The sequence below is a fragment of the Nostoc sp. NMS9 genome (assembly GCF_017114995.1).
In the GTDB taxonomy this organism is placed as follows: Bacteria; Cyanobacteriota; Cyanobacteriia; order Cyanobacteriales; family Nostocaceae; genus Nostoc.
In genome coordinates this window covers 134,322-157,957 of sequence record NZ_JABXKL010000015.1, presented here as the reverse complement: position 1 = coordinate 157,957, position 23,636 = coordinate 134,322, and the positions used below count along the sequence as shown (strand labels likewise).

General features: G+C 42.5%; 13 protein-coding genes. 5 read left to right on the top strand and 8 right to left on the bottom strand.

What is annotated here, in order from left to right; genetic code table 11:
• Positions 1-199 precede the first annotated feature (199 nt).
• The 7 genes from kdpC to HWQ40_RS05850 form a co-directional block, all read right to left on the bottom strand.
• Complete coding sequence (kdpC, locus tag HWQ40_RS05880) at positions 200-838, bottom strand: K(+)-transporting ATPase subunit C (RefSeq protein ID WP_292775538.1); 639 nt, start codon at positions 836-838, stop codon at positions 200-202.
• Positions 838-1,107, bottom strand: coding sequence for a potassium-transporting ATPase subunit F (locus HWQ40_RS05875; RefSeq protein ID WP_292775536.1), 270 nt, complete (start codon positions 1,105-1,107; stop codon positions 838-840). Before HWQ40_RS05875 ends, kdpC begins: the two co-directional genes overlap by 1 nt.
• Before the next feature lie 6 nt (positions 1,108-1,113).
• Positions 1,114-3,255 carry a potassium-transporting ATPase subunit KdpB gene (gene kdpB / locus HWQ40_RS05870; RefSeq protein ID WP_292775534.1) on the bottom strand — a complete coding sequence of 714 codons (2,142 nt, stop codon included), beginning with the start codon at positions 3,253-3,255 and terminating at the stop codon, positions 1,114-1,116.
• Between the two features lie 359 nt (positions 3,256-3,614).
• Complete coding sequence (gene kdpA / locus HWQ40_RS05865) at positions 3,615-5,360, bottom strand: potassium-transporting ATPase subunit KdpA (RefSeq protein ID WP_292775531.1); 1,746 nt, start codon at positions 5,358-5,360, stop codon at positions 3,615-3,617.
• Positions 5,361-6,041: 681 nt separating this feature from the next.
• Positions 6,042-6,593, bottom strand: coding sequence for a hypothetical protein (locus tag HWQ40_RS05860; protein WP_292775528.1), 552 nt, complete (start codon positions 6,591-6,593; stop codon positions 6,042-6,044).
• A gap of 211 nt (positions 6,594-6,804) precedes the next feature.
• Positions 6,805-7,641: an Rpn family recombination-promoting nuclease/putative transposase gene (locus HWQ40_RS05855; RefSeq protein ID WP_292775526.1), complete on the bottom strand. Its 837-nt coding sequence runs from the start codon at positions 7,639-7,641 to the stop codon at positions 6,805-6,807.
• 7 nt (positions 7,642-7,648) lie between these two features.
• Positions 7,649-8,623 (bottom strand): D-glycerate dehydrogenase, encoded by a 975-nt coding sequence (locus HWQ40_RS05850; RefSeq protein ID WP_292775524.1) that lies wholly within the window; start codon positions 8,621-8,623, stop codon positions 7,649-7,651.
• A gap of 181 nt (positions 8,624-8,804) precedes the next feature.
• On the opposite strand from HWQ40_RS05850, the gene HWQ40_RS05845 reads away from it, so the two are divergent.
• From HWQ40_RS05845 to HWQ40_RS05830, 4 genes are all read left to right on the top strand, one after another.
• Positions 8,805-11,324: a BsuBI/PstI family type II restriction endonuclease gene (locus HWQ40_RS05845; RefSeq protein ID WP_292775523.1), complete on the top strand. Its 2,520-nt coding sequence runs from the start codon at positions 8,805-8,807 to the stop codon at positions 11,322-11,324.
• A 206-nt stretch (positions 11,325-11,530) separates the two neighbouring features.
• Complete coding sequence (locus tag HWQ40_RS05840) at positions 11,531-12,586, top strand: glutathione S-transferase family protein (protein ID WP_292775522.1); 1,056 nt, start codon at positions 11,531-11,533, stop codon at positions 12,584-12,586.
• Positions 12,583-13,467 (top strand): aspartoacylase, encoded by an 885-nt coding sequence (locus HWQ40_RS05835; RefSeq protein WP_292775520.1) that lies wholly within the window; start codon positions 12,583-12,585, stop codon positions 13,465-13,467. Before HWQ40_RS05840 ends, HWQ40_RS05835 begins: the two co-directional genes overlap by 4 nt.
• Before the next feature lie 1,154 nt (positions 13,468-14,621).
• Positions 14,622-15,605, top strand: coding sequence for a polysaccharide deacetylase family protein (locus tag HWQ40_RS05830; RefSeq protein WP_292775519.1), 984 nt, complete (start codon positions 14,622-14,624; stop codon positions 15,603-15,605).
• Between the two features lie 219 nt (positions 15,606-15,824).
• Here the strand turns inward: HWQ40_RS05830 and HWQ40_RS05825 are convergent, their stop codons facing one another.
• The gene (locus tag HWQ40_RS05825; protein WP_292775518.1) at positions 15,825-20,522 is read right to left on the bottom strand and encodes a hypothetical protein; all 4,698 of its coding nucleotides are present in this window, start codon (positions 20,520-20,522) and stop codon (positions 15,825-15,827) included.
• A gap of 349 nt (positions 20,523-20,871) precedes the next feature.
• Here HWQ40_RS05825 and HWQ40_RS05820 point away from each other — a divergent pair, with 349 nt between their 5' ends.
• The gene (locus HWQ40_RS05820) at positions 20,872-23,304 is read left to right on the top strand and encodes a dynamin-like GTPase family protein (RefSeq protein WP_292775517.1); all 2,433 of its coding nucleotides are present in this window, start codon (positions 20,872-20,874) and stop codon (positions 23,302-23,304) included.
• Positions 23,305-23,636: the final 332 nt, after the last annotated feature.

Below are 23,636 nucleotides of genomic sequence, written 5' to 3'. Positions count from 1 at the left end.
TGGAGCATCTGGCGTGTGGGGTGCAATGATTGTGGGAATCATAACTAATTACCCGGACTTGATATTATCCCTACTAAAAACAAGATTCTCGACTTATTTAATAAGTCGAGAATCTAAGTCTTTAAATTTTAAGTAATCATTAAAGATTACTATAGATAACTATTCCGAATAGGAGGCATATTCACTATTTCCCAAGCCTTTATCCTTTAATCTTATCCAGAGCTAAATTCAGCTTTAACACATTAACTCCAGGTTCACCAAAGATGCCAAGAAAGCGACCATCGGTATTTTGAGAAACTAAAGTTTCGAGCTGGTTCGGTTGAACTCCCCGCGCCTTGGCTACTCGTGCAACTTGTGCGATCGCAGCTTCCGGGGTAATGTGGGGGTCAAGGCTGGAACCAGAAGTATAAACTAAATCGCCAGTCGGCTGTACACCTGCTTTTTTCAGACGATTGAAGTCACCCTCTACCTTTTTGCTGGGGTCTGGGTCATCTTTACCTTTAATGCGTTCCATTAATGCAGGATTACTGGGAGCCAAGTTACTAGCACCAGAAACCCCAGTTCTCAAAACTCCCGCATCGTCTTTTTTGGGATCGGCTGTGCTGTAGCTGGTGGTACTGGGACGGCTGTTAAAATAGCGATCGCTGCTAAAAGGTTGACCAATCAAAGCAGAACCGACAACTTGACCTGTGCTATTTTTCAGTAGACTGCCGTTTGCTTGAAAGGGAAACACAATCTGCCCAATGGCAATCATTACAAAAGGATAAATAATCGCTCCAATAACCCAGAGTACTAAGGTAGAACGAATAGCTCTACCAGCTTCGCGTGCAAAACTCATTAGAATTTCTCCGGTACAAACATTACAAAAAATAAATAGATGGAAAGTCCCAGTGTCACCATTCCTAACAGCCCCAATCCCCAAGATTGACTGCGGGAAAGTTGTTCGCCAGTAGCGGCATAGACTAGAGGTGCAACCACTAGGTTGAAACACATCGCCAAAAATAAATACAGTGGTAGCTTTTGTCTACGCCATTGACACCAGATTTCAGTTATTTCTTCTAATACTTGGGATGTAGCGAGCGCGCGTCGGATCTGAATAGGTTTCATAGTAAATTAAGACAAAGGTAGGATAATATCTATCAGTTTGATGGCAATGAAGGGAGCAACGATACCGCCAAGACCAAAGATGAAGATGTTACGACGTAACAGTTGATCTGCTGTTAAAGGTAAGAACTTCACCCCTTTGAGTGCTAGCGGAATTAGTGCCGGAATAATTAGGGCGTTGTAAATCAGCGCCGAGACGATCGCAGATTGGGCACTCTTTAATCCCATAATATTAAGTGCGCCGATTCCGGCGGCGGCAAAGATTGTGGGAATGATCGCAAAATACTTGGCAATATCGTTAGCGATGGAGAATGTTGTCAAGGCTCCACGAGTAATTAGCAACTGTTTACCTATGGTTACTAAGTCAATCAACTTCGTGGGGTCTGAGTCTAAGTCCACCATGTTAGCAGCTTCTTTGGCAGCTTGTGTCCCCGAATTCATCGCCACACCCACATTTGCTTGAGCGAGAGCAGGTGCATCGTTAGTACCATCCCCGGTCATTGCCACCAGTTTACCCTCAGATTGTTCCGAGCGAATCACCTCAATTTTGTCTTCTGGAGTCGCTTCGGCAATGAAATCATCCACCCCAGCCTCTTCGGCAATTACCGAAGCGGTAATTCGATTGTCACCTGTGAGCATGATAGTCTTAACACCCATGCGGCGGAGTTGGTCAAATCGTTCCCGTAAACCAGGTTTGACAATATCTTTGAGGTAGATGACACCATAAATTTTGTCATCTTGGCAAACAGCTAAGGGTGTACCGCCTAATCGGGAAACTCGCTCATAAGCTGCATCTATATCATCAGGAACATAGCCGCCACGGGAACGGACAAATCCCTTAATGGCATCCACCGCACCTTTGCGAATTTGTTTACCATCGGGTAAATTTGTGCCACTCATCCGGGTTTTCGCGGAAAATTCCACACCTTCGGCTTTGTCAATGTTAAAGTCTACCCCAGCCTGAGATTTTTCTGCTAAAATCACAATTGATTTGCCTTCTGGCGTTTCGTCAAACAAGCTAGCAGCTAAGGAGACTCGCGCCACGTCTATTATTGAGTGATTATCCAGGGGAATAAACTCATCAGCCATCCGGTTTCCCAAGGTGATCGTTCCTGTCTTATCCAGCACCAAGGTGTTGATGTCACCGCAAGCTTCTACTGCTCGACCAGAGGTCGCAATGACGTTAAACTGGGCAACCCTATCCATCCCTGCAATACCGATCGCACTGAGTAAACCACCGATAGTTGTGGGAATTAAAGCTACCAATAGCGAGATGAGAATAGCAACGCTAGCACCCGCCCGTAAACTGTTTCCCGCTTCAACTCCAAAGGCCGTACTGATAAAACTGGCGATGTAGCCAACAAATGGGGGCATAGTTGCCACCACAATCAAGAATACTTGCGTTAACACTGCCAACAATACCGTCAAAGCAATCTCATTGGGAGTCTTGCTGCGTTCTGCTCCTTCTACTAAGGCAATCATGCGATCGATAAAGCCTTGACCAGGATCGGCACTAATGCGAATTGTCAACTCGTCTGAGAGTAAGCGTGTACCGCCTGTCACCGAACTGGCAATATCTGTACCTGGTTGCTTCAATACAGGAGCAGATTCCCCAGTGATTGCCGACTCATCCACTGAGCCAATGCCTTTAATTACATCCCCATCGGCGGGAATCATATTATTTGCAACCACCTTGACCAAATCGCCCCGTCGCAGTTCCGTAGAATTGACTTTTTCTATGGAACCATCTGGGAGGATTTTATTAGCGATCGTATCCGATCGCGTTGATCGCAGTGAATCAGCCTGAGCTTTACCGCGTCCTTCAGCTACAGCTTCGGCAAAGTTGGCAAAAACGAGGGTGAAAAAGAGAATAAAAGTAATCAACCCGTTTAACAGGCGTTGTTGGTTAACATCTGCCTGGATTGTGCCAAACAGATTTGGGTTTAGGGTAACAAGCAAGGTGATAATTGTTCCCACCCAAACAACAAACATAACTGGGTTTCTGACAGTAATTCGTGGATCGAGCTTGATAAATGACTCACGAATTGCTCTTTGGTAAAGTCCCCCCATATCTGTTTTGGGGGTGTGTTTGCGCGAGTCACGAGTTCCAGATGGAATACGAGGCGAGGGAGAATCAGTAGTAATTGGCATACATTAAATCTTGGGAATGGGGCATTGGGCATTGGGCATGGGACGATGAGGTGGATGAATCTAGTTCTGAGGTCGATGAATGGTGTTCCGAGGTCGATGAATGGTGTTCCGAGGTCGATGAACGGAGTTCCGAGGTCGATGAACGGAGTTCCGAGGTCGATGAATGGTGTTCCGAGGTTGATGAATGGTGTTCCGAGGTCGATGAACGGAGTTCCGAGGTTGATGAATGGTGTTCCGAGGTCGATGAATGGTGTTCTGAGGTCAATGAATTGAGTTCTGAGGTCAATGAATTGAGTTCTGAGGTCAATGAATGGAGTTCTAACTGTCCCCTGCCTCTCCGCTCCCCTGCTCCCCAATCCCTATCCGATACCTTTGGCAATAAAGAAAGCTTCACCGATGGGGCCTAATGCTAAAACTGGGAAGAATGTAAGTGCGCCCAAGATTAAAATCACACCTGCGGTAACGCCTGTAAATAGTCCGGTATCGGTTCGCAATGTACCAGTCGTGTAAGGAACAGCTTGCTTACGAGACATACTATCTGCCAAGAACAGCAAACCGATGATGGGAATATAGCGTCCAGCAATTAAACTGAAACAGGTACTCAAGTTCCACCACAAAGCGGTTAAAGTTGGTGCTGTACCTGTAGACACTGCAAAAGGTGAAGGTTGTGAATCTCCCAAGCCTTCAAAGCCAGAACCGTTGTTAGCAGCAGCTGAGGCGTATTCATAGATAACTTGAGCAAAGCCGTGGAATCCTGGATTGCTAATTCCTGATAGTTGATCGGGAAACGCCAAGGCGATACCTGCGGGAATCATAATTGCGATCGGGTGAACTAGCAGAATCAAAAAACTAGCAAGTACAACCTCGCGCTTTTCAATCTTACGTCCGAGAAATTCTGGTGTACGTCCCACCATCAACCCTGTGGCGAAGACAGCCAGAATTAGGTAAGCGAACAGATAAGCGGTTCCTGTACCCTGTCCACCCCAGATAATTTGCAGGAACATATTAGAAAGGGTAATGAAACCACCGTTGGGCATGAAGGAGTCGTGTAAACTGTTGACTGCGCCGCACATAGTACCAGTTGTACTCGTTGCAAATAGTGCAGATTGTGCCCAACCAAACCGGACTTCTTTACCCTCTAAATTTGGTTGCTGACTACCCAGCAGTGCATTCACAGCCGGATTGCCGTTGTATTCACCAATGGCAGTAACGATGATAAATATTACATAGAGAACGCCGACCATACCGTAGACTAACCAAGCTTGCTTAGTGTTATTCGCAAACAACCCATAAGTGTAGATTAGGGCAGTGGGAATCGAAAGCATGGCCACGATTTGAATTAAGTTAGTAAATCCGCTAGGATTTTCAAAGGGGTGCGCCGAATTGATAGCGAAAAAGCCGCCACCGTTTTCCCCTAATTGCTTGATAATTTCAAAATGAGCAACTGGGCCGCGAGCGATCGCCTGACTAATATTCGGGTCTTCCAAGGTAGGAAATACAACTGCACCCCCCAGAGTTTCGGGAACGCCAGCTGCGATCAAGACAATGCCGCCCACAATACAAATAGGCAGTAAAATTCGCGTAATCGAGCGAATTAGGTCTACATAAAAGTTGCCTAACGATCTACCCGTTAATCCTCGAATAAAAGCAATTCCTACCGCCAAACCAGTCGCAGCAGAGGTGAACATGTGATAACCAAGTCCCCACATTTGGCTGGCATAGCTCATGTAGGTTTCACCAGAATAGTGCTGCTGGTTCGTGTTAGTAATAAAAGAAATAGTCGTATGCAGCACTGTATCCCAAGTTGGGGCATCTATCTTGGTTGGGTTTAATGGCAGCCATCCTTGATTGATAATAATCAAGAAAATCAGCAACCCCATTGCTACGTTGCTGTATAGGATTGCCCGCCCATACTGCCAGCCGGTCATATTTTCTTTGGTTTTAACGCCAACCAAAGCATAAAGCACTCGCTCAACCGGATTCAAAATCGGATCGAGAAAAGTACTTTGTTCTAAGTAGACCCGCGCCATATAGCGCCCAAAAACAGGAGTAATCGCTACTACAATTAGTAGCGTTAATATAATTTGAATCCATCCTTGTAGCATGAGTTAATCAAACTCCAACCTAAGTAAATTTGAGATAAATATCAGATATTTTCTTGTTAGGAATCGGAAATATTTATGAAGTATATTGGCATCCTGATTAACTAACCAACTTATAGTTATGGGCTTTCTCAATCAATCATGGAGCTTTTTATTAAAGAACACAAGGTATAAATTAATATTTAAACTAACCTATACAAGGAATATATTTGTCTATATATACAAGTTTTCCGAGCGTTTATATCGATATATATCTGCAAATATAGAAAGACAGCTAAATGCTAAACAAATAGCTATTTTGCGCTCAAATGGGAACATCTCACAAGCCAAGCTGGCGAAGGCAATTATAATACATCTGTAAAAGGTTAAAATAAAGCGCCTTTTGTCAATCAGTTAAAATACTCAAAATGTTCTTACTAAAGTGGAGGAAGTGACCGACGTTCACCTCCTCCAATCTTTTTTAATTATCAATAGCCTGCATCTAATAGAAAACGCCAAATTTAAACAAACTAAAAAAGGATTAGTCAGCCTTAAGTTTCACCCCTTGGAAGCTGTATTCAAAAACTCCATAGGGAAGCGGTTTTGGTAATAAGATTACCATCTGCGATAAAAGTTGTAATTTCGCGGTATGACGAGGGTTGACCAGAAGTTGAATATGCGAAAGATGGGTTACAAAACACCAAATTAACCTAAATATGGATATTTGGTAATATTACATTTCAATAATTGCATCCAATATTTTGTAGCATTTTTTTGAGTTATTTCTATATTGCGCAAATTATGACCTTTACCTATCTTTAACATATAATATGTTAGTTGTATAGTTATAAATAAATAGCTGAAGCCCAAAGGTTTGAAATGTTGCAAAAATAGGTGATATATAACTTTAAATTTCTGTTTGTGGCGAAAATAAATCCACCATTTAATTTGATGCTCGGCTATACTTTTTTGTAGACCTAATATAGCCTCAACCTCTATAAATTTATCTTTGACTTGATTATAAAATTTTATTTCTTTCTCGATTTCTCCAGCCTTGTATGATATATCAGCATCATCAGATAACCGATAGGCTTCACTAATTAAATGACCAACAATTTCTGCTTCCTGTTGGTCATATCCAAGTTTCATATATATTTCGGTTGCTGCTTCTGCCAATTCAGCAAATTTTTCAGCATCATGTAGCCAATATATTTTTGTTTGTAGTTCTCCTAAAGTAGAAGCTAGAGTATTATTCATCAATTTGGCTTGAAATACACTTTCGATTATCCAACTTAAAATTAAACACTAAAATATAGCCTTCTGAGCATCTGAACTCAACTTGAGCCAAAATCAGAAAATTAAGATTGCCTAGTACAGCATGGCGTAAATAAACATATCATTTCAAATGGCGCAAGAGCTTGGAATACAATTATGCGTGACTTTTGACTTCCGCCTTGCAGTACTAGTGCTACTCTAATGTACTGAACCAGGCTTCTAAATCTGCGATCGCCTGAAAATCTAACAAAGCTTCACCGAGATTTTCTAATTGTTCTAGAGAAAGGCTTTCAATGCGCGATCGCACCTCTTGGGGTAATTCTCCCACGCGACGAGTGAGTTGACGGAGAATGAGCGATCGTTCTCGTTGTTCCCCTCTTTGTTCTCCTCGCTGTTCCCCTTCTGCCAGAATTTCTTGATAAATTACTGACTCGCGCATCATACCCTCCCGAAATAATTGTCGAATCAAGTCCTTTTTGTATTTTAACCCCGCTAAGATTTGGGTGTAAGCCGAAATTTGCGGTCGTTGTGCTGGCTCAAGTTGATTAACTCGTTCCACAACTTGTTGTAACAAGATTTGGGGTTGCGTGGTTGCCGCCAGTGGTGCTAAAGGTAACAAAGCTGGATCATTGAGAAATAGTTCTGGATTTTCTTCCCATAAGGAAATCACGCGATATTCGTGACGGGTGGTTTCGACACTGAAGACAGTTTCAATTACCGTTTTTGGTGCAGGGGGAAGCAATAATACAACAACTTGCGTTATTGGTAGACGATACAACCGATATAACCTTACCCAGTAATCGAGCATCCGCAGGGGTAGGGGTGGCGTGGATTCTAGTTTGGTTTGAAATTCCAGGTGTAAAATACGTCCTTGTAACTGTAAAAATGTGACATAATCAGCGCGAATCGGTTCAATACTCAATTCGGTTTTGAGGACTTTCACAGAAGTTTGTGGTGTACCCAAAACCCAACTGGCAAAGGTAGCGGGATGTTTTTCTGAAAGTAGTTTGCACAGGTTATCAAAGGACATTGATGAATTATAAATTATAAACTTCAGGGTTGACACAATAAGCCAAACGATCGCCCCTCAATCCCGCGATTAAGTTAGCGATCGCCATTGTTGCCATTTTTGAACGCGTTTGACGGCTGGCACTGCCAATATGAGGTGCAATAATTAGATTTTCTAAGGTCAACAACAAGCTATCACTAGGAATTGGTTCTGGTTCGGTGACATCGACAGCCGCAGCAGCGATTTGACCACTTGCAAGGGCGCGATACAGAGAATCTGAATCTACAATAGTTCCCCGCGCCGTGTTAATTAAAATAGCCGATCGCTTCATCAATTCAAATTGGCGATCGCTAATCAGATGATAAGTATCATCAGCCGATGGTGTATGCAATGTTACGAAATCTGACTCTTGCAGTAAGTGTTCTAAGGTAGCAAACTCCACACCTAAAGATTGTTCTAATTCTGGGCTGCATCGTTGCCTACTCGTATACAAAATCTGCATTTCAAAGCCTTTGGCACGACGAGCGATCGCTTGACCAATCCGCCCAAAACCAACAATTCCCAAGGTAGCACCCGTAACATTTGACCCCAATAACAAGTCTGGTTCCCAAGTCTGCCACAACCCTGCACGAGTAAACCGATCTGCCTCCACTACTCGCCGTGCAGCTGCCATTAGTAATGCCCAGGCAAAATCTGCGGTAGCATCAGTTAACACCCCAGGAGTATGACCGACGGGAATTTGTTGTGCCGTAGCGGCGGCAATGTCAATGTTATCGTAACCCACCGCCATTTGACTGATGACTTTGAGTTTCCCAGACTCGATGAGTTGGCGATCGATTTGGTCAGTCAGCAGACATAGCAATCCATCTATTTCCTTGACCTTTTCTAGTAAAATTTCGTATGGAGGGGGTTGGCGTTCTGGCCAAACTTCGACAATGGCGAGCGATCGCAGTTGCTCTAATTCGATAGGTAAGCGACGAGTGACAAAGACTTTATGAAGCATAGTTTTAAAATAATTTCTGGATAAAGGGACGCTTCTTGCATCAGTTTCTCCTTAAAATATCATGGCGTAAATTCAAAACCTGGTAAAGTTGGTTTTTGTTCTGTGAAAATGAACCGTGATGTTCCAATCAAGCAGTAGAGAGTCTACAGACAATCATCACAAGCCGTTGGAATTCAAAAGCTTGTCAAAATGTTCTGCCAGAAACTTACTTGGTGAAGTAGATTATCTGAGGATTGCTGCAAGCTTGAAACAGGATCAAAAGCAAAAAGGAAAAATGGGCCAATTTTTGACCCCTGCTCCAGTAGCAGAATTAATGGTTGGGATGTTTGGCAAGCTCGATCTTCCTCAAATATCTCTACTTGATGCTGGAGCCGGAGTAGGCTCATTACTTGCAGCTTTTGTGGCTAATCTTTGTCACAGCCAAAAACGCCCAGCCAATTTAGATATTGTTGCCTATGAAATCGATCCTTTTCTGATTGGGTATTTGCATCAGACATTGAAATTATGTGCCAAAGAATGTCAAATAGCTGGTATTTCTTTAAATTATGAGATCCGGGATACGGATTTTATTGAGGATGCAGTCAGACTTCTTGGGCCTAGTTTGTTTGATAATCCTGACAATTGCAGATTTACCCACGCTATTCTCAATCCCCCATATTTAAAAATTAACGCTCATTCCAAAGTTCGTGATTTTTTACGTTCTATAGGATTAGAAGCCAGCAATCTATATACAGGTTTTATTGCTGCTACAGTTCAACTTCTTGAATCAAGAGGAGAGCTTGTAGCTATCTCGCCGCGTAGTTTCTGTAATGGGCCATATTTTAGAAACTTCCGCAGAATGTTTTTGGAAATGATGGCTTTAGACCAGATACATCTTTTTGAATCTAGACAGGAAGCTTTTATTGATGATGAAGTTTTGCAAGAAACGATTATTATTCATGCTGTTAAACAAAAACCAAAATTTGACAATGTAACTATCAGTACAAGTTCAAATGCTGATGATGATTTTATTCTGTCAAATTCCTTAGCTTATACAGAAATAGTTCTTCCCAGCGACTCGCAACAATTTATCCATATTATTCCAGATACACTAAGTCAGCAGGTCATTGAAAAAATGGCTAATTTTACCTGCACATTAAAAGACCTAGAATTAACTGTATCAACAGGACGTGTTGTAGATTTTCGTGCTAAAGAATATCTGTGTTTAATGCCAGAGAAAAATACTGTTCCCTTAATTTATCCATTGAATTTCTCAAGAGGATATGTTGAGTATCCCAAGGTAACTAAAAAGCACCAAGCTCTGATATATGCAGAAAAAACTGCCTCTCTTTTAGTACCAAATGAACATTATGTTTTGACTAAACGATTCTCCTCAAAAGAGGAAAAAAAACGAGTTGTTGCTGTTGTATATGATGCTAACCAAATTAATTGTTCTTGGGTAGGTTTTGAAAATCACTTGAATTATTTTCACAAGAATGGAAGAGGACTTAATCTTACCCTAGCACGCGGTCTTGCGGCTTATCTTAACTCTAGCCTTGTTGATGCATTTTTTCGGTTGTTTAATGGGCATACTCAGGTTAATGCAACCGATTTACGAAATTTAAAATATCCCACAATAGCGCAGCTAATGACCGTAGGGCTATATATTACTGAGCATTTCCCATCACAGAAAGAAATTGATGAACTTGTGCAAAAAGAGTTATTGAGTATGAGCAATCAGTCTGAAAACAACCCCTTAATAATCAAAACCCGTATTGATGAAGCATTGCAAATACTAATTGAACTTGGACTTCCACGAGCACAGCTGAATGAACGTTCAGCCTTAACTCTTTTGGCTTTACTTGACTTAAAACCGACTGTTCCTTGGGAAGCTGCTACATCTCCCCTAATGGGAATTACGCCAATGATGGAATTCATGGCACAGCACTATGGCAAAACATATAAACCCAATACGCGGGAAACTGTTCGCCGCCAAACAGTCCATCAATTCTTAGATTCAGCTTTGATAATTGTAAATCCAGATGCGCCTGAACGTCCCGTTAATAGTCCGAAAACAGTATATCAGATTGAAGAAAGTGCGCTTGAACTCTTACGTACTTATGGAACTACTGAATGGGAAAAGAGCATTCATACTTACCTTGCTTCAGTGGAAACTTTGAAACAACGATATGCTCAGGAGCGGGAACTATCACGTATTCCGATAGTGATTGAAGGAGAGGTGAAAACTCTATCGCCAGGTGGACAGAATATTCTGATCGAAAAGATTATTAAGGAGTTTGCAGAACGTTTTACACCTGGAGGAAAACTGATTTATATTGGTGATACAGATGAAAAATTCGCGCATTTTAATGAAGTGGCATTGAGAGATTTAGGTGTTACTATTGATTCTCACGGGAAAATGCCTGATGTGATTATCCATCATCTAGAAAATAATTGGCTAGTTTTAATTGAAGCTGTAACTTCTCATGGCCCAATTAATCCTAAACGCAAGAAAGAACTTGAAGTTATCTTTGCTAATATAAAAATTCCCCTTGTAATGGTAACAACCTTTTTAAGCCGGAAAGCAATGGTAGAGTATTTGGCTGAAATTGCTTGGGAAACCGATGTTTGGGTTGCGGAAGATTCTACTCATCTCATTCACTTCAATGGAGAATATTTATTACAGGCTTACAAAATGGATAGAGATTCTGAAACGGAATAAACTATTTTTAATTTTTGATAATCTGTGCAAAAAGAAGCGTTAAGGCGATATCAGTATCCACAATATAGATTCAACAGTTGAGGCAAAGCGTAGTAGAGTTAAAGTAAGAAATCTCAAGATGCGTGTAGGTATGGAAACCTACCGACTATAAACTTAACAGCATATACAGCGCTAACTTCGATCGCTCCCAAAGCAAGATTGTCGCCATGACTAACTCAACTCCAATGGATGACGAGAAAAATCTCCCCAAGAAGAAAGGCAAGTCGCTTCCTCCCAAGCTGATTATCTGGCTAGGAAAGTTTGTCTGGACGACTATGTGGCAGATAATGATGTCAAATCTTGCTCCTCGCAATCAGTCGGGAGCATATATTCGTCCTAATAGTCAGTTTCGCAAGTTCATCGGTAGAGAATCAGGGAATCCACACCCACCAGCAACGGGGCGCTACAAACTCTATGTTGGGCTGGGCTGTCCTTGGGCACATCGAACTTTAGTTGTGCGATCGCTCAAAAAACTCGAAGCGGTAATATCAGTATGTATCGTCTCTCCTTCTCCCATTGAAGGCGGTTGGATATTCAACCAAGAAGAAGAAGGTTGTCGCACACTGGCTGAATTTTATCAGAAGGCAGAACCCGGCTACAGTGGGCGCTCTACAGTGCCAGTACTATGGGATAACCAAACAAAAACCATCGTCAATAATGAGAGTTCAGAGATTATCGTCATGCTGAACTCTGAGTTTAACGAGTTCGCTAACAATCCGACGCTAAATCTTTACCCAGAAGAACTTAAAGAGAAAATTGACTGGTGGAATGAAAAGATTTATCACGCCGTAAATAACGGTGTGTATCGCTGTGGCTTTGCCCAGACTCAAGAAGCATACAATCAAGCCTGTAATGAACTGTTCGCAACTCTCGATGAGATTGAACTTGCATTGCAGACTAATCGCTATCTCTGCGGTGAACATCTGACACTTGCAGATGTACGTTTATTCACAACATTATTTCGGTTTGATAGTGCCTACTATGGGCTGTTTAAATGCAATAAGCAGCGAATTCGAGACTATCAGAATCTTGGAGCTTATCTACGTGACTTGTATCAGCTTCCAGGTGTAGCTGACACTTGCGACGTAGAAACCGTGAAGCGTGACTACTACGGGAACCTATTCCCACTCAATCCCGGCGGAATAATTCCCAATGGCCCTGATATGTCCTATCTTAATCAACCACACGATCGCGATCGCATCGGCAAGGTGAATGCTTCATGAATCAGATTAATCGAGTTGCAATTGTCGGTGGCACTCATGGTAATGAGTTTACAGGAGCCTACCTAATCCAGAAATTTGCCCAGTTTCCCGATTTAATTACTAAATCAAGTTTTGAAACAGTCACTCTGTTAGCAAATCCTCATGCTTTTGCCGCCGGGAGACGATATGTAGAGAAAGATTTAAATCGCTGTTTTCTCAAGCAAGATTTACAAGATTTGAATCTGAAAAGTTACGAAGAATTGCAAGCTAAATCAATCCAGAATACCCTAGCATTAAATGGGGATAAACAAGCAGATTTCATCTTAGACCTGCACAGCAGTACAGCTAATATGGGTCTGACAATTATTCTTGATAACAGTCATCCCTTAAACTTGAAATTGGCTGCTTATCTAAGCCAGATTAATCCTCTGGTTAGAGTTTATCGCTGCTCTTTTAAATCACTTGCAGAAAACCCATTTGTAAATTCTCTGTGCGAATTAGGCTTTGCATTCGAGGTTGGCCCAATTGCCCAAGGACTTTTAAAAGCAAGGCTGTTCCAACAAACAGAGGAACTTGTTCACGCCCTTCTGGACTACCTAGAACAGTTTAACCAGGGTAAAATTCCATCAAATAATGAAACGTTGATTCTCTATGACCACTTATCAGTTGTAGACTATCCAAAAAAACCGGATGGTACAATCTTTGGAATGATTCATCCAGAGCTTCAGGATAAGGATTATCAAGCCTTGAACCCAGGAGATCCAATTTTTATAACTTTTGACGATAAAACAATTGTTTATGAGGGTGCATCTACTGTTTGGCCGATTTTTATTAATGAGGCAGCTTACTACGAAAAGAGAATTGCAATGTGTTTGACCCAAAAGCAGCAAATCAACATCTAAGATGTAGATAAAAATTTTTGTATAATTGCTTTTAATTGGAAGTGATGAGAGAAATTGAGCATCCAAATCATTAATAACTTCTATATCTAGCGCGATGTCTGCGACGGGCTACGCCTACGCTAAAATCTACTTATGTAAGTTTATATGTATCCTGGTTATAATTATTAATGACCAGTAACTAAGTATCAGGGTAAAAAGTTGTCCAAAGGTTCGATAAAATCGAGATCAAAGGACGATACTAATCTAGGCAATGCCTATGATATCAAGTCCGGGTAATTACTTATGATTCCCACAGTCATTGCACCTCACACGCCAGTCGCTTATGGGGGAAACCCCCAGACGCTTGATGACTCGCTCTAAGCGTTGGCGCAGCCTCTCTAAGAGTTGCCATGCCGAAGGCGTTCGCAAGTGCGTGTCGCAAGACAAGCCTCTCGAACGCGAGTGCGTCCCGCAGGGAAGAGAAGGCTTTACGCTGCACTATGCGCTAAAGCGTCTCCCCTTCTCCCAAAGGCAGAGGCTAACGCCTTTCCTTCTCTACGAGACGCTGCGCGAACGGAACGCTCCGCGTTCGCGGAGCGTCTCGTAGAGAAGGGAGAAGACCGGGCTGGCTCCCCAAAGCATCGGCTACGGTGTACACACAAGTCTTTTAGAGTGGCTCCACAGACTTTTAATCCCCCCAACCCCTCTCGAAAAGCAAAGCTGTTTCATTCCCTCAAAGGCTCAAAAAAGACTTGTGTTGTGAACGAAAGTACTTGTGTTGTGAACGAAAGTACTTGTGTTGTGAAGCAAAAGACTTGTGTTGCGAACGAAAGTACTTGTGTTGTGAAGCAAAAGACTTGTGTGTACACCGTAGCCAAAGCATCGGGGAACTCGGGGCCCCCTCTGGGGATTAGGGGCAGGGAGACAAAGCGTAGCTTTGGCGGGGTGGGGTGATTCAGGTTTAATAAGTAATCAAGCAGACATGATATGACGGGTGATGCCTACGAAATGCTGCTCTTAAAGTAACTTTTTATTTTGAAAATTAGGAGCCGCAAATATTCTCGCTTGAGGTTTCCCTTAAACTCAGCCCTGGTCGAACTATGAAACTTGACCAATAAAGTCCAAACCTTAGACTATAATTGACGCTTAAAATTGTCCAAATAATTTAACTTATAATGAAAACAAAGCAAAAAGGAAACAAACCAATAGCCAGTCTTTCTTTAGACTTGGATAATATTTGGTCTTATTTAAAAAATCAGGGCGCTCCGGGTTGGGAGACTTATCCTTCTTACCTGGATATCGCAGTACCTCGTTTCTTAGATATTCTCAAGCAATGGGATTTGACAATCACAGTATTCATTGTAGGTCAGGATGCAGCACTAGAAAAGAATACTAAGGCAATACAAGCGATCGCTAGCGCCGGCCACGAAATTGGCAACCATTCATTTTATCACGATCCTTGGCTACATCTGTATTCAGAGAATGAGATTGAAGAAGAGGTGGCGCTCGCCGAAGAACATATCAAGCGTGTCACTTATCAACATCCTATCGGCTTCCGGGGGCCAGGATACAGTTTTTCTCCAGCAGTATTGAAAGTCTTAGCACGACGAGGATACGAATATGATGCTTCGACTTTTCCCACATTTTTGGGGCCTATAGCACGAGCATATTATTTAATAACTTGTAAATTGAGCAAGGAAGAACGTAAAAAACGAGAAGCGCTGTTTGGCGGTTTTAAAGAGGGTTTGCAGCCTCTAAAACCTTACCAGTGGCAACTAGATAAGGATAAACTGACTGAAATTCCCGTTACCACCATGCCAATTTTTAAAGTGCCAATTCACTTCAGTTACATAATGTTTCTGAGTACATTTTCTTCGGAAGTGGCGTTACTCTACCTGCGAATTGCCCTGTGGCTGTGTAAAATTACACGCGTCCAGCCTTCTTTGCTACTCCATCCTACAGATTTTGTAAGTCAAGAAGATGTGCCAGAACTCTCATTCTTCCCAGGTATGAGTGTCCCTACCTACAAAAAGCTAGCAATAATGAATAAAAGTTTAGAAATTATATCCAGTCAGTTTAATGTTTTGACTGTTGGACAACACGCTAAATTTGCAGTTAATGCCCGTAAACTACCTGTATTAGTGCCTCAAAAGAGGTAAAAATATCATTTATGCGATTGTATTAAAAGAATTCAGAACTCAGGAGCGGAGCCGGAGACGTTTCCGTTGCTCCGGTCAGAATTCAGTTGTCGTAGGGGTACAGCATTGCTCATTGGTGTCTACTTAAGCTAAAAGCTAGTTTTAGGCTGGCTTTCACGCTAAGTTGCAATGAGTATTGCTGTGCCCCTACCACATGGTATATTTACCTGAAAATAGCATCTAAACTTGCACAACAAAATCTGATGCACTTAAAGTTGGCGCACCAGTCAGAGTTGCAAATAGACCGCCACTACCAAAACCAGCCGCACTGCCATTTTGGTTGTAAAATAACTGTCCACTCATAGCGTCGTAGATAATTTTCGCTGTGCTGGTTCCGCTATTAGAAATGATTTGAAAATCACTATTGTTACTAAAACCTGTTCCAGCAGTTGAAGCAAGCGTACTAAAGGTAATTTTATCTAGGACAATCTTATCACCTTGGGAACTGTTAAAGTCAGCGATCGCATCTACACCAACAGCACTCAGACCAAAAACTGCATCGGTGTTGTAAACGAAATAGTCAGCGCCAGCACCACCGACAAGAGTATCATTGCCAGCACCACCGACGAGAGTATCATTACCAGCACCGCCTCGCAATAGATCATTGCCACTCAAGCCATAGATAATGTCATTACCCCCTTGAGCATTAATCACATCGTTGGAGTTTTCAAAACCTGTGATGCTGTTATTCAGGTCATTGAGGAATGTGACTGTGTTTTTGTTAAACAGGCTAGTTTGAGTGGAGTTGGCATCGAAGACATCAAAGCTGTCGGCGATGTTGGTTTGCCCATCAAACTCTATATTGCCAATCGCAGGTGTTGCTCCAGAAGCAGGCAGATTATCGAGGCTTTCTAATTTGAAGTTTTGCAAAGTGACTTTGGTAGATGCGACATTTTCAAAGGTAACTTCTAAGTTGTTAGCATTTTGAGTTAATTGCAGATTTTGGGCAGTTAAACCCGAACCGATAAATTGTAAGGTGTCCAAGGAAGCAATCACCGCCGACGTTGGGGTTGTGCCTTTACCAATGCCACTAAAATCGGTAATGGTATCATTGCCATCGCCGGGGCGAAATACAAATTTATCTTGACGGCTGTTGCCCGTCAGGGTATCATTACCAGGAGTCACCGTCGGGTTAAGGGCATCGTCACTATTTATATTCGTCCCCCCAAACACCACATAGCTTTGCCCAGCCCAAGTGTTGCCGTTGGGGCTGGCATTTGGTGCTCCAATAATCAGGTCATCAATACCATCACCGCTGATGTCCCCCGCATTGCTGACTGAGAAACCTGAAGAGTCATATGCTGCTATGCCGTTGATTATGAAGCCGTTAGTGGCATTCAAATCAGAGAGGTTGAGAGTGCCGCTACTGCCCAGATTCATTCCCCCAAACACTACATAGCTTTGCCCAGCAGTATCTTTGCCGTTGGCGGTGGCATTAGATTCCCCAATAATCAGGTCGTCAACGCCATCGTTGTTGATGTCCCCCGCTTTGCTGACTGAGTAAATTGGGTACTCACTACTACGGCCAATGCGCTTAATTAAAAAGCCATTAGTCCCATCCAAAGAAGAGAGGTCTAAGATGCCGCCAATACCTAGATTTGTTCCCCCGAACACCACATAACTTTTCCCAGCACTATAATAACCCTCTGCCGCAATAATCAAGTCGTCAATGCCATCATTGTTGATGTCTCCTGCATTGCTTACTGAGGAACCTAATGCGACAATATCAGCAATGACGTTAATTATAAAGCCATTAGTCCCATCCAAAGAAGAGAGGTCTAGGGTGCCGCCATTGCCCAGATTTGTTCCCCCAAACACTACATAACTTTTCCCAGCACCATAATAACCCTCGGGGGAGCCATTTTCTGCGGCCCCAATAATCAGGTCGTCAATACCATCACCGTTGATGTCCCCCGCATTGCTGAGTGAGTTACCTAAAACGTCACCTGCTGCAATGCCGTTAATCAAAAAGCCATTAGTGCCATCCAAGTCAGAGAGGTTGAAGGTACCGCCACTGCCCAGATTCGTCCTCCCAAAAACTACATAGCTTTGCCCAGCATTATCAATGCCGTTGGGAGACGCACTACTTGCTCCAATAATCAGGTCGTCAATGCCATCGTTGTTGATGTCCCCCGCATTGCTGACTGAGCCGCCTAAAACGTCACCTGCTGCAATGCCGTTAATCAAAAAGCCATTAGTGCCATCCAAGTCAGAGAGGTTGAAGGTACCGCCACTGCCCAGATTCGTCCTCCCAAAAACTACATAGCTTTGCCCAGCATTATCAATGCCGTTGGGAGACGCACTACTTGCTCCAATAATCAGGTCGTCAATGCCATCGTTGTTGATGTCCCCCGCATTGCTGACTGAGCCGCCTAAGAAGTCATCTGCTGCAATGCCGTTAATTATAAAGCCATTCGTGCCATTCAAATCAGAGAGATTGAGGGTGCCGCCACTGCCCAGATTCGTCCCCCCAAAGACCACATAGCTGTGCCCAACACCAGAGTGGCCACTGTCAGAGGCATATGGTGCCCCAATAATCAGGTCGTCAAAGCCATCGTTGTTGATGTCCCCGGCATTGCTAACTGAGAAACCTGAGTAGTCACGTTCTGCAATGCCGTTAATTATAAAACCATTCGTGCCATTCAAATCAGAGAGGTTGAAGGAAGAGTCGGCACCCGCATTACCGACAAGGGTATCATTGCCTGCACCACCGACAAGCGTATCATTACCTGCACCACCCCGCAGCAAGTCATTGCCACTCTTGCCGTCGATGATATCGTCACCCCCCTGCCCATTAATCACATCAGCAGAGTTGTCAAAACCCGTGATGTTATTGTTGAGATCATTGAGGAAAGTCACCGTGTTCTTGTTAAATAGCGTAGTTTGAATGGAATTGGCATCGAAGACATCAAAGCTGTCAGCGATGTTGGTTTGCCCATCAAATAGGATATTGCCAGAAGCTTTCAGATTGTCCAAGTTTTCTAACTTAAAGTTTTGCAGAGTGATGGTATTAGGTACATTTTCAAAGCTGACTTTTAAGTTGTTACCATTTTGAATTAATTGCAGATTTTGGGGAGTTAAACCACTACCCGTAAATTGCAAGGTGTCAGCATTGGCAATCACCGCTGACGTTGGGGTTGTGCCTTTACCAATGCCACCAAAATCGGTGATGGTATCATTGCCATCGCCAAAGCGAATAATAAATTTATCTTGACCACCGTTACCTGTTAGGGTATCGTCACCAGTTAACCCATCAATGATGTTGTTACTAGGTGTGCTAAATAAGGTATCTGCATCGGCAGTTCCAGTCAGGTTAAAAGAGATGTTGCTACTAGCAATATTCGTCCCTCCAAACACCACATAGCTTTGCCCAGCACGATAGTTGCCGTTGCCCAAGGCATATGGTGCGCCAATAATTAAGTCGTCAATGCCATCACCGTTGATGTCCCCCGCATTGCTGACTGAGAAGCCTGAAAAGTCATCTGCTGCAATGCCGTTAATGAAAAAGCCATTAATGCCATTCAGGTCAGAGAGGTTGAGGCTGCCGCTACTGCCCAGATTCGTCCCTCCAAACACCACGTAGCTTTGCCCAGCATCAGAGTTGCCATTGGGGAAGGCATTTTGTGCCCCAATAATCAGGTCGTCAATGCCATCACCGTTGATGTCCCCAGCATTGCTAACTGAGAAGCCTGATTCACCACCTTTAACAATACCGTTAATGAAAAAGCCATTAGTGCCATCCAAAGAAGAGAGGTTGAGGATGCCACCATTGCCCAGATTCATTTCCCCAAAGACTACATAGCTCTGCCCAGCCTCAAAGTTCCCGTTAGGGGAGGCACGATATGCGCCAATAATCAGGTCGTCAATGCCATCACCGTTGATGTCCCCCGCATTGCTGACTGAGAAACCTGATGCGTCTTCTCCTGCAATGCCGTTAATGAAAAAGCCATTACTGCCATTCAAATCAGAGAGGTTGAGGCTGCCGCCACTGCCCAGATTCGTCCCCCCAAACACTACATAGCTTTGCCCAGCAGCAACGATACCGTTGGGGTCGGCTTCATTTGCCCCAATAATCAGGTCGTCAATACCATCACCGTTGATGTCCCCCGCATTGCTGACTGAGTTGCCTAAACGACCACCTTCTGCAAAGGCGTTAATTATAAAGCCATTAGTGCCATCCAAATCAGAGAGATTGAGGCTGCCGCCACTGCCCAGATTCGTCCCCCCAAACACCACATAGCTTTCCCCAGCCTCAAAGTTACCGTTGCGATTGGCAGCATATGACCCAATAATCAGGTCGTCAATGCCATCTTTGTTGATATCCCCCGCATTGCTGACTGAGTTACCTGAAAAGTCTTTTACTGCAATGCCGTTAATCAAAAAGCCATTACTGCCATTCAAATCAGAGAGGTTGAGGCTGCCGCTACTGCCCAGATTCGTCCCCCCAAACACCACATAGCTTTGCCCAGCATCACCGATGCCGTTAGGGTCGGCATATTTTGCGCCAATAATCAGGTCGTCAATACCATCACCGTTGATGTCGCCCGCATTGCTGACTGAGATGCCTGATGCGTCTTCTCCTGCAATGCCATTAATTATAAAGCCATTAGTGTCATTCAAATCAGAGAGGTTGAGGGTGCCGCCACTTCCCACATTGGTTCGCCCAAACACTACATAGCTCTGCCCAGCAGAATCTTTGCCATTGGGGTCGGCTTCATCTGCCCCAATAATCAGGTCGTCAATACCATCACCGTTGATGTCCCCCGCATTGCTGACTGAGATGCCTAACTGGTCATATGCTGCAATGCCATTAATTATAAAGCCATTAGTGCCATTCAAATCAGAGAGGTTAAACAGGTTGAATGATAAATTAGCCATGATTTTCTCCTGTGTTTATTTCTTGTTAGTCAGCGAGTGAACTTTAAGGTTCTACGCTTGAAGTTCCGTGTTCTAAGTAGAGGCGTATAGATGTATGCCCCGACACTTGCACAACAAAACCTGATGTGGTCAGACTGGGCGCACTATTAAAAACTCTAAATTGACCGCTACTTCCGCAACCAGGTAGGCTTTGGTTTGTAGAATAACCGCTGATTAATTAATTTGTACAGTGCGTCAGTCCTAGTAATATCCAGCAGCTAAAGCACAGTGAAATTATCAGGAATTTTACTGAACCATCATAACACTAAATGTTACTAATATATACATAAATATTGTCAGGATGCTGAATATGTCAGATATGCCGCTTCAGTGCAAAAATTTGAAAGAGCAGGTTGAGTCTATATTACAACTTTTACAACAAGAACCAACGCTACGTTCCCAAGATATTACACCTGTACGAACTTCTTTAAGTAAGGCGATTTCTCCCAAGTTTGAGATTGTGTTTGCAGGTGCGTTTAGTGCTGGGAAATCAATGCTAATTAATGCACTATTAGAAAGAGAATTACTCTACAGTGCAGAGGGACACGCTACAGGTACAGAATGCAAAATCGAGTATGCAGAAGTAGATAAAGAACGTGTTGTTTTGACGTTTTTAAGTGAAGCAGAGATTCGAGAACAAGTAGTTTCTTTGTGTCAGCAACTAGGATTTCAGACAGTACCTAATATCAACCAAGCTGAGGTAATTAACTTGCTACGTCAAGGTTCTGAAACTATTATTCAGCAGGAGGGTGGTGAGAGTAAATCAGAACGTGCAAAACAGGCGAAGGCGTTAATGTTGTTGCTAGAAGGATATATAGCAAATAGCGATCGCATCAACACGGTGACTAATGCTACATATTCAATGGAGCAATTTAACTTTTCCAATCTCAAGGAAGCGGCTGGATATGCCCGTCGTGGTAGTAATAGTGCCGTATTGAAGCGAATAGAATATTACTGCAATCATCCTTTGCTACATGATGGCAATGTAATTATTGACACGCCGGGGATAGATGCACCAGTAGACAAAGACGCCCAACTAACTTATGCCAAAATTCAACATCCTGATACTTCGGCGGTGGTGTGTGTGCTAAAACCTGCGGCGGCGGGTGAGATGACAAAAGAAGAAACAGAACTTTTGGAATTAATGCGGGAGAATGGGGGAGTACGCGATCGCGTTTTCTATGTCTTCAACCGGATCGATGAAACTTGGTATAATACTCAGCTACGGCAACGATTAGATGATTTAATTAGTGGGCAATTTGGCAATTCAAGTAAGGTTTATAAAACAAGTGGATTATTAGGATTTTATGGCAGTCAGATTAAACAGACAAGTCAACAAGATAGATTTGGTTTAGATTCTGTTTTTGCAGAAAGTATTAAAGGTTTAGATGGTAAAGAAGAAACTCCACAATTTGTCTATGCGTTTAACAACTATTGTGTAAATTCAGGAAAGCTATCTTCCAGTAAATTCCGTGTTTCTGTTAACGGCTTTGAAACCCCAAATCAAAATTATGTGCGGATTCTAGGAGATTGGGGAAATGAACTGATTGAAAAGCTAATTCAAGATAGTGGTACTGAAGAATTTCGCACAGCTATTACTCGTTATCTTACCGAAGAAAAGCGTCCACAATTATTTAAAAATCTTGCTGATGATTTAGAAGATGTTTGTATTAAACTGAAAAAATATTATCAGAGTCTCCAACGCGATTTAGATAGTCAGCCCCAAGAAATTGAGACGATGAAGGCGCAAGAGTTACAACGCCTAAATCAGCAACTCCAGCACATTGGGAGAGAATTTAGTGAGCATATTACAGAAGAAGTTAATCATGTAATTAATAATTCTTGTGATGCTTTTGAAGCAGATTTTAAGCAATTGCAATCACGAATGATTCGCCGTTTAGATGAATTGCTAGATACTTTTTCTGTAGCTTATGCTTATCGACGTGCAACCATTAGCCATCCTCGCAACGCTACTGCACCTTTGATTGCTATTTTAGTAGAGGCATTTTATTACTTAGCAAATCAATTAGAAGATATTTTAGTTGAATCTTCTCAGCAAGTAGTTACAAATTATTTCCAGCAGTTGATTGAAAAGATTCGCAAGTCAGAATATTATCGCCAGTTGTATCGTTTATTAGATCATGATGGTGGCATTGAACAAGAGATCAGAACTGTAGAAAAAGTAGTTACTCAAGCATTAGTGAGTGCAGCTAGTGTAGAGTGCGATCGCTTTGTGCGAGAAAGCCCTAGATTTTATGATGAAGGTACTTTTTCTATATATCAATTTCGCCAAACTCTATTACAAACTTCTCAAGGTTACGATGCTGAAAGTATTGTGGAAGCAGAACCAGCAATTAGGCAATTATTGAAGTTAGATTTTGAACCAAAAGTTTCCCAAACTATTCGTAAATCTTTTCGTCAAACCATTAATCAAACCCTCAAAACTCAGTTGTTACCAATGGCAGAACAGCAAGCAGATGAAATTTTGCAGCAATACCCACAGGCGCGTGCTTATTTAGAGAAAACATTAGAACAAGAAGCTGAAGAAAAAATTGCGAATAATTGCCGATTACTAAATATTGTTGAAGAAAATATTACAGCATATAATTCAGCAGCTTCTAGTATTAATACTTGTTTACAGGCGATGCAATTATATGACAATCTTTTGCCTGTAATTGGTGATTTGTTTGATACTGATAAGAAGTTTGCTAAGAATGAGTTTTTGGTTTTAAATGCAATATAAGAGGTTTAAATTTAATCTCAAAGATGATTTGAGATAATTGTAGCTATTAGTGAGTGCTAAAGCACTCACTAAAGTTTTGTATAAAACACTTGGGTTATATAGCAGTCCTATTTGATTCGTGAAAAATATAAATAAGAAAACGAACCGCAAAGTACGTTAAGGGCGCAAAGGGAAGAAAGAAGAAAGAGATATATAATTTTCACAAATGATTTAGGACTGCTATACCATTTCTTTGTGAGGCTGCGCCAAACTCTCTTAACTTCTTCTTTCTTTCTTTGTGTCCTTTGCGTCCAACTCTTACGAGACGCTGCGCCAATGCGGTTCGTTTTTCT

Excerpts from the sequence above, each read along its gene's own strand:
- kdpA (WP_292775531.1), bottom strand. The coding sequence starts at position 5,360 with ATGCTACAAGGATGGATTCAAATTATATTAACGCTACTAATTGTAGTA.
- HWQ40_RS05825 (WP_292775518.1), bottom strand. The coding sequence starts at position 20,522 with ATGGCTAATTTATCATTCAACCTGTTTAACCTCTCTGATTTGAATGGC.
- HWQ40_RS05850 (WP_292775524.1), bottom strand. The coding sequence starts at position 8,623 with ATGCTTCATAAAGTCTTTGTCACTCGTCGCTTACCTATCGAATTAGAG.
- HWQ40_RS05820 (WP_292775517.1), top strand. The coding sequence starts at position 20,872 with ATGTCAGATATGCCGCTTCAGTGCAAAAATTTGAAAGAGCAGGTTGAG.
- kdpC (WP_292775538.1), bottom strand. The coding sequence starts at position 838 with ATGAGTTTTGCACGCGAAGCTGGTAGAGCTATTCGTTCTACCTTAGTA.
- HWQ40_RS05860 (WP_292775528.1), bottom strand. The coding sequence starts at position 6,593 with ATGAATAATACTCTAGCTTCTACTTTAGGAGAACTACAAACAAAAATA.
- kdpB (WP_292775534.1), bottom strand. The coding sequence starts at position 3,255 with ATGCCAATTACTACTGATTCTCCCTCGCCTCGTATTCCATCTGGAACT.
- HWQ40_RS05875 (WP_292775536.1), bottom strand. The coding sequence starts at position 1,107 with ATGAAACCTATTCAGATCCGACGCGCGCTCGCTACATCCCAAGTATTA.
- HWQ40_RS05835 (WP_292775520.1), top strand. The coding sequence starts at position 12,583 with ATGAATCAGATTAATCGAGTTGCAATTGTCGGTGGCACTCATGGTAAT.
- HWQ40_RS05840 (WP_292775522.1), top strand. The coding sequence starts at position 11,531 with ATGACTAACTCAACTCCAATGGATGACGAGAAAAATCTCCCCAAGAAG.
- HWQ40_RS05855 (WP_292775526.1), bottom strand. The coding sequence starts at position 7,641 with ATGTCCTTTGATAACCTGTGCAAACTACTTTCAGAAAAACATCCCGCT.
- HWQ40_RS05830 (WP_292775519.1), top strand. The coding sequence starts at position 14,622 with ATGAAAACAAAGCAAAAAGGAAACAAACCAATAGCCAGTCTTTCTTTA.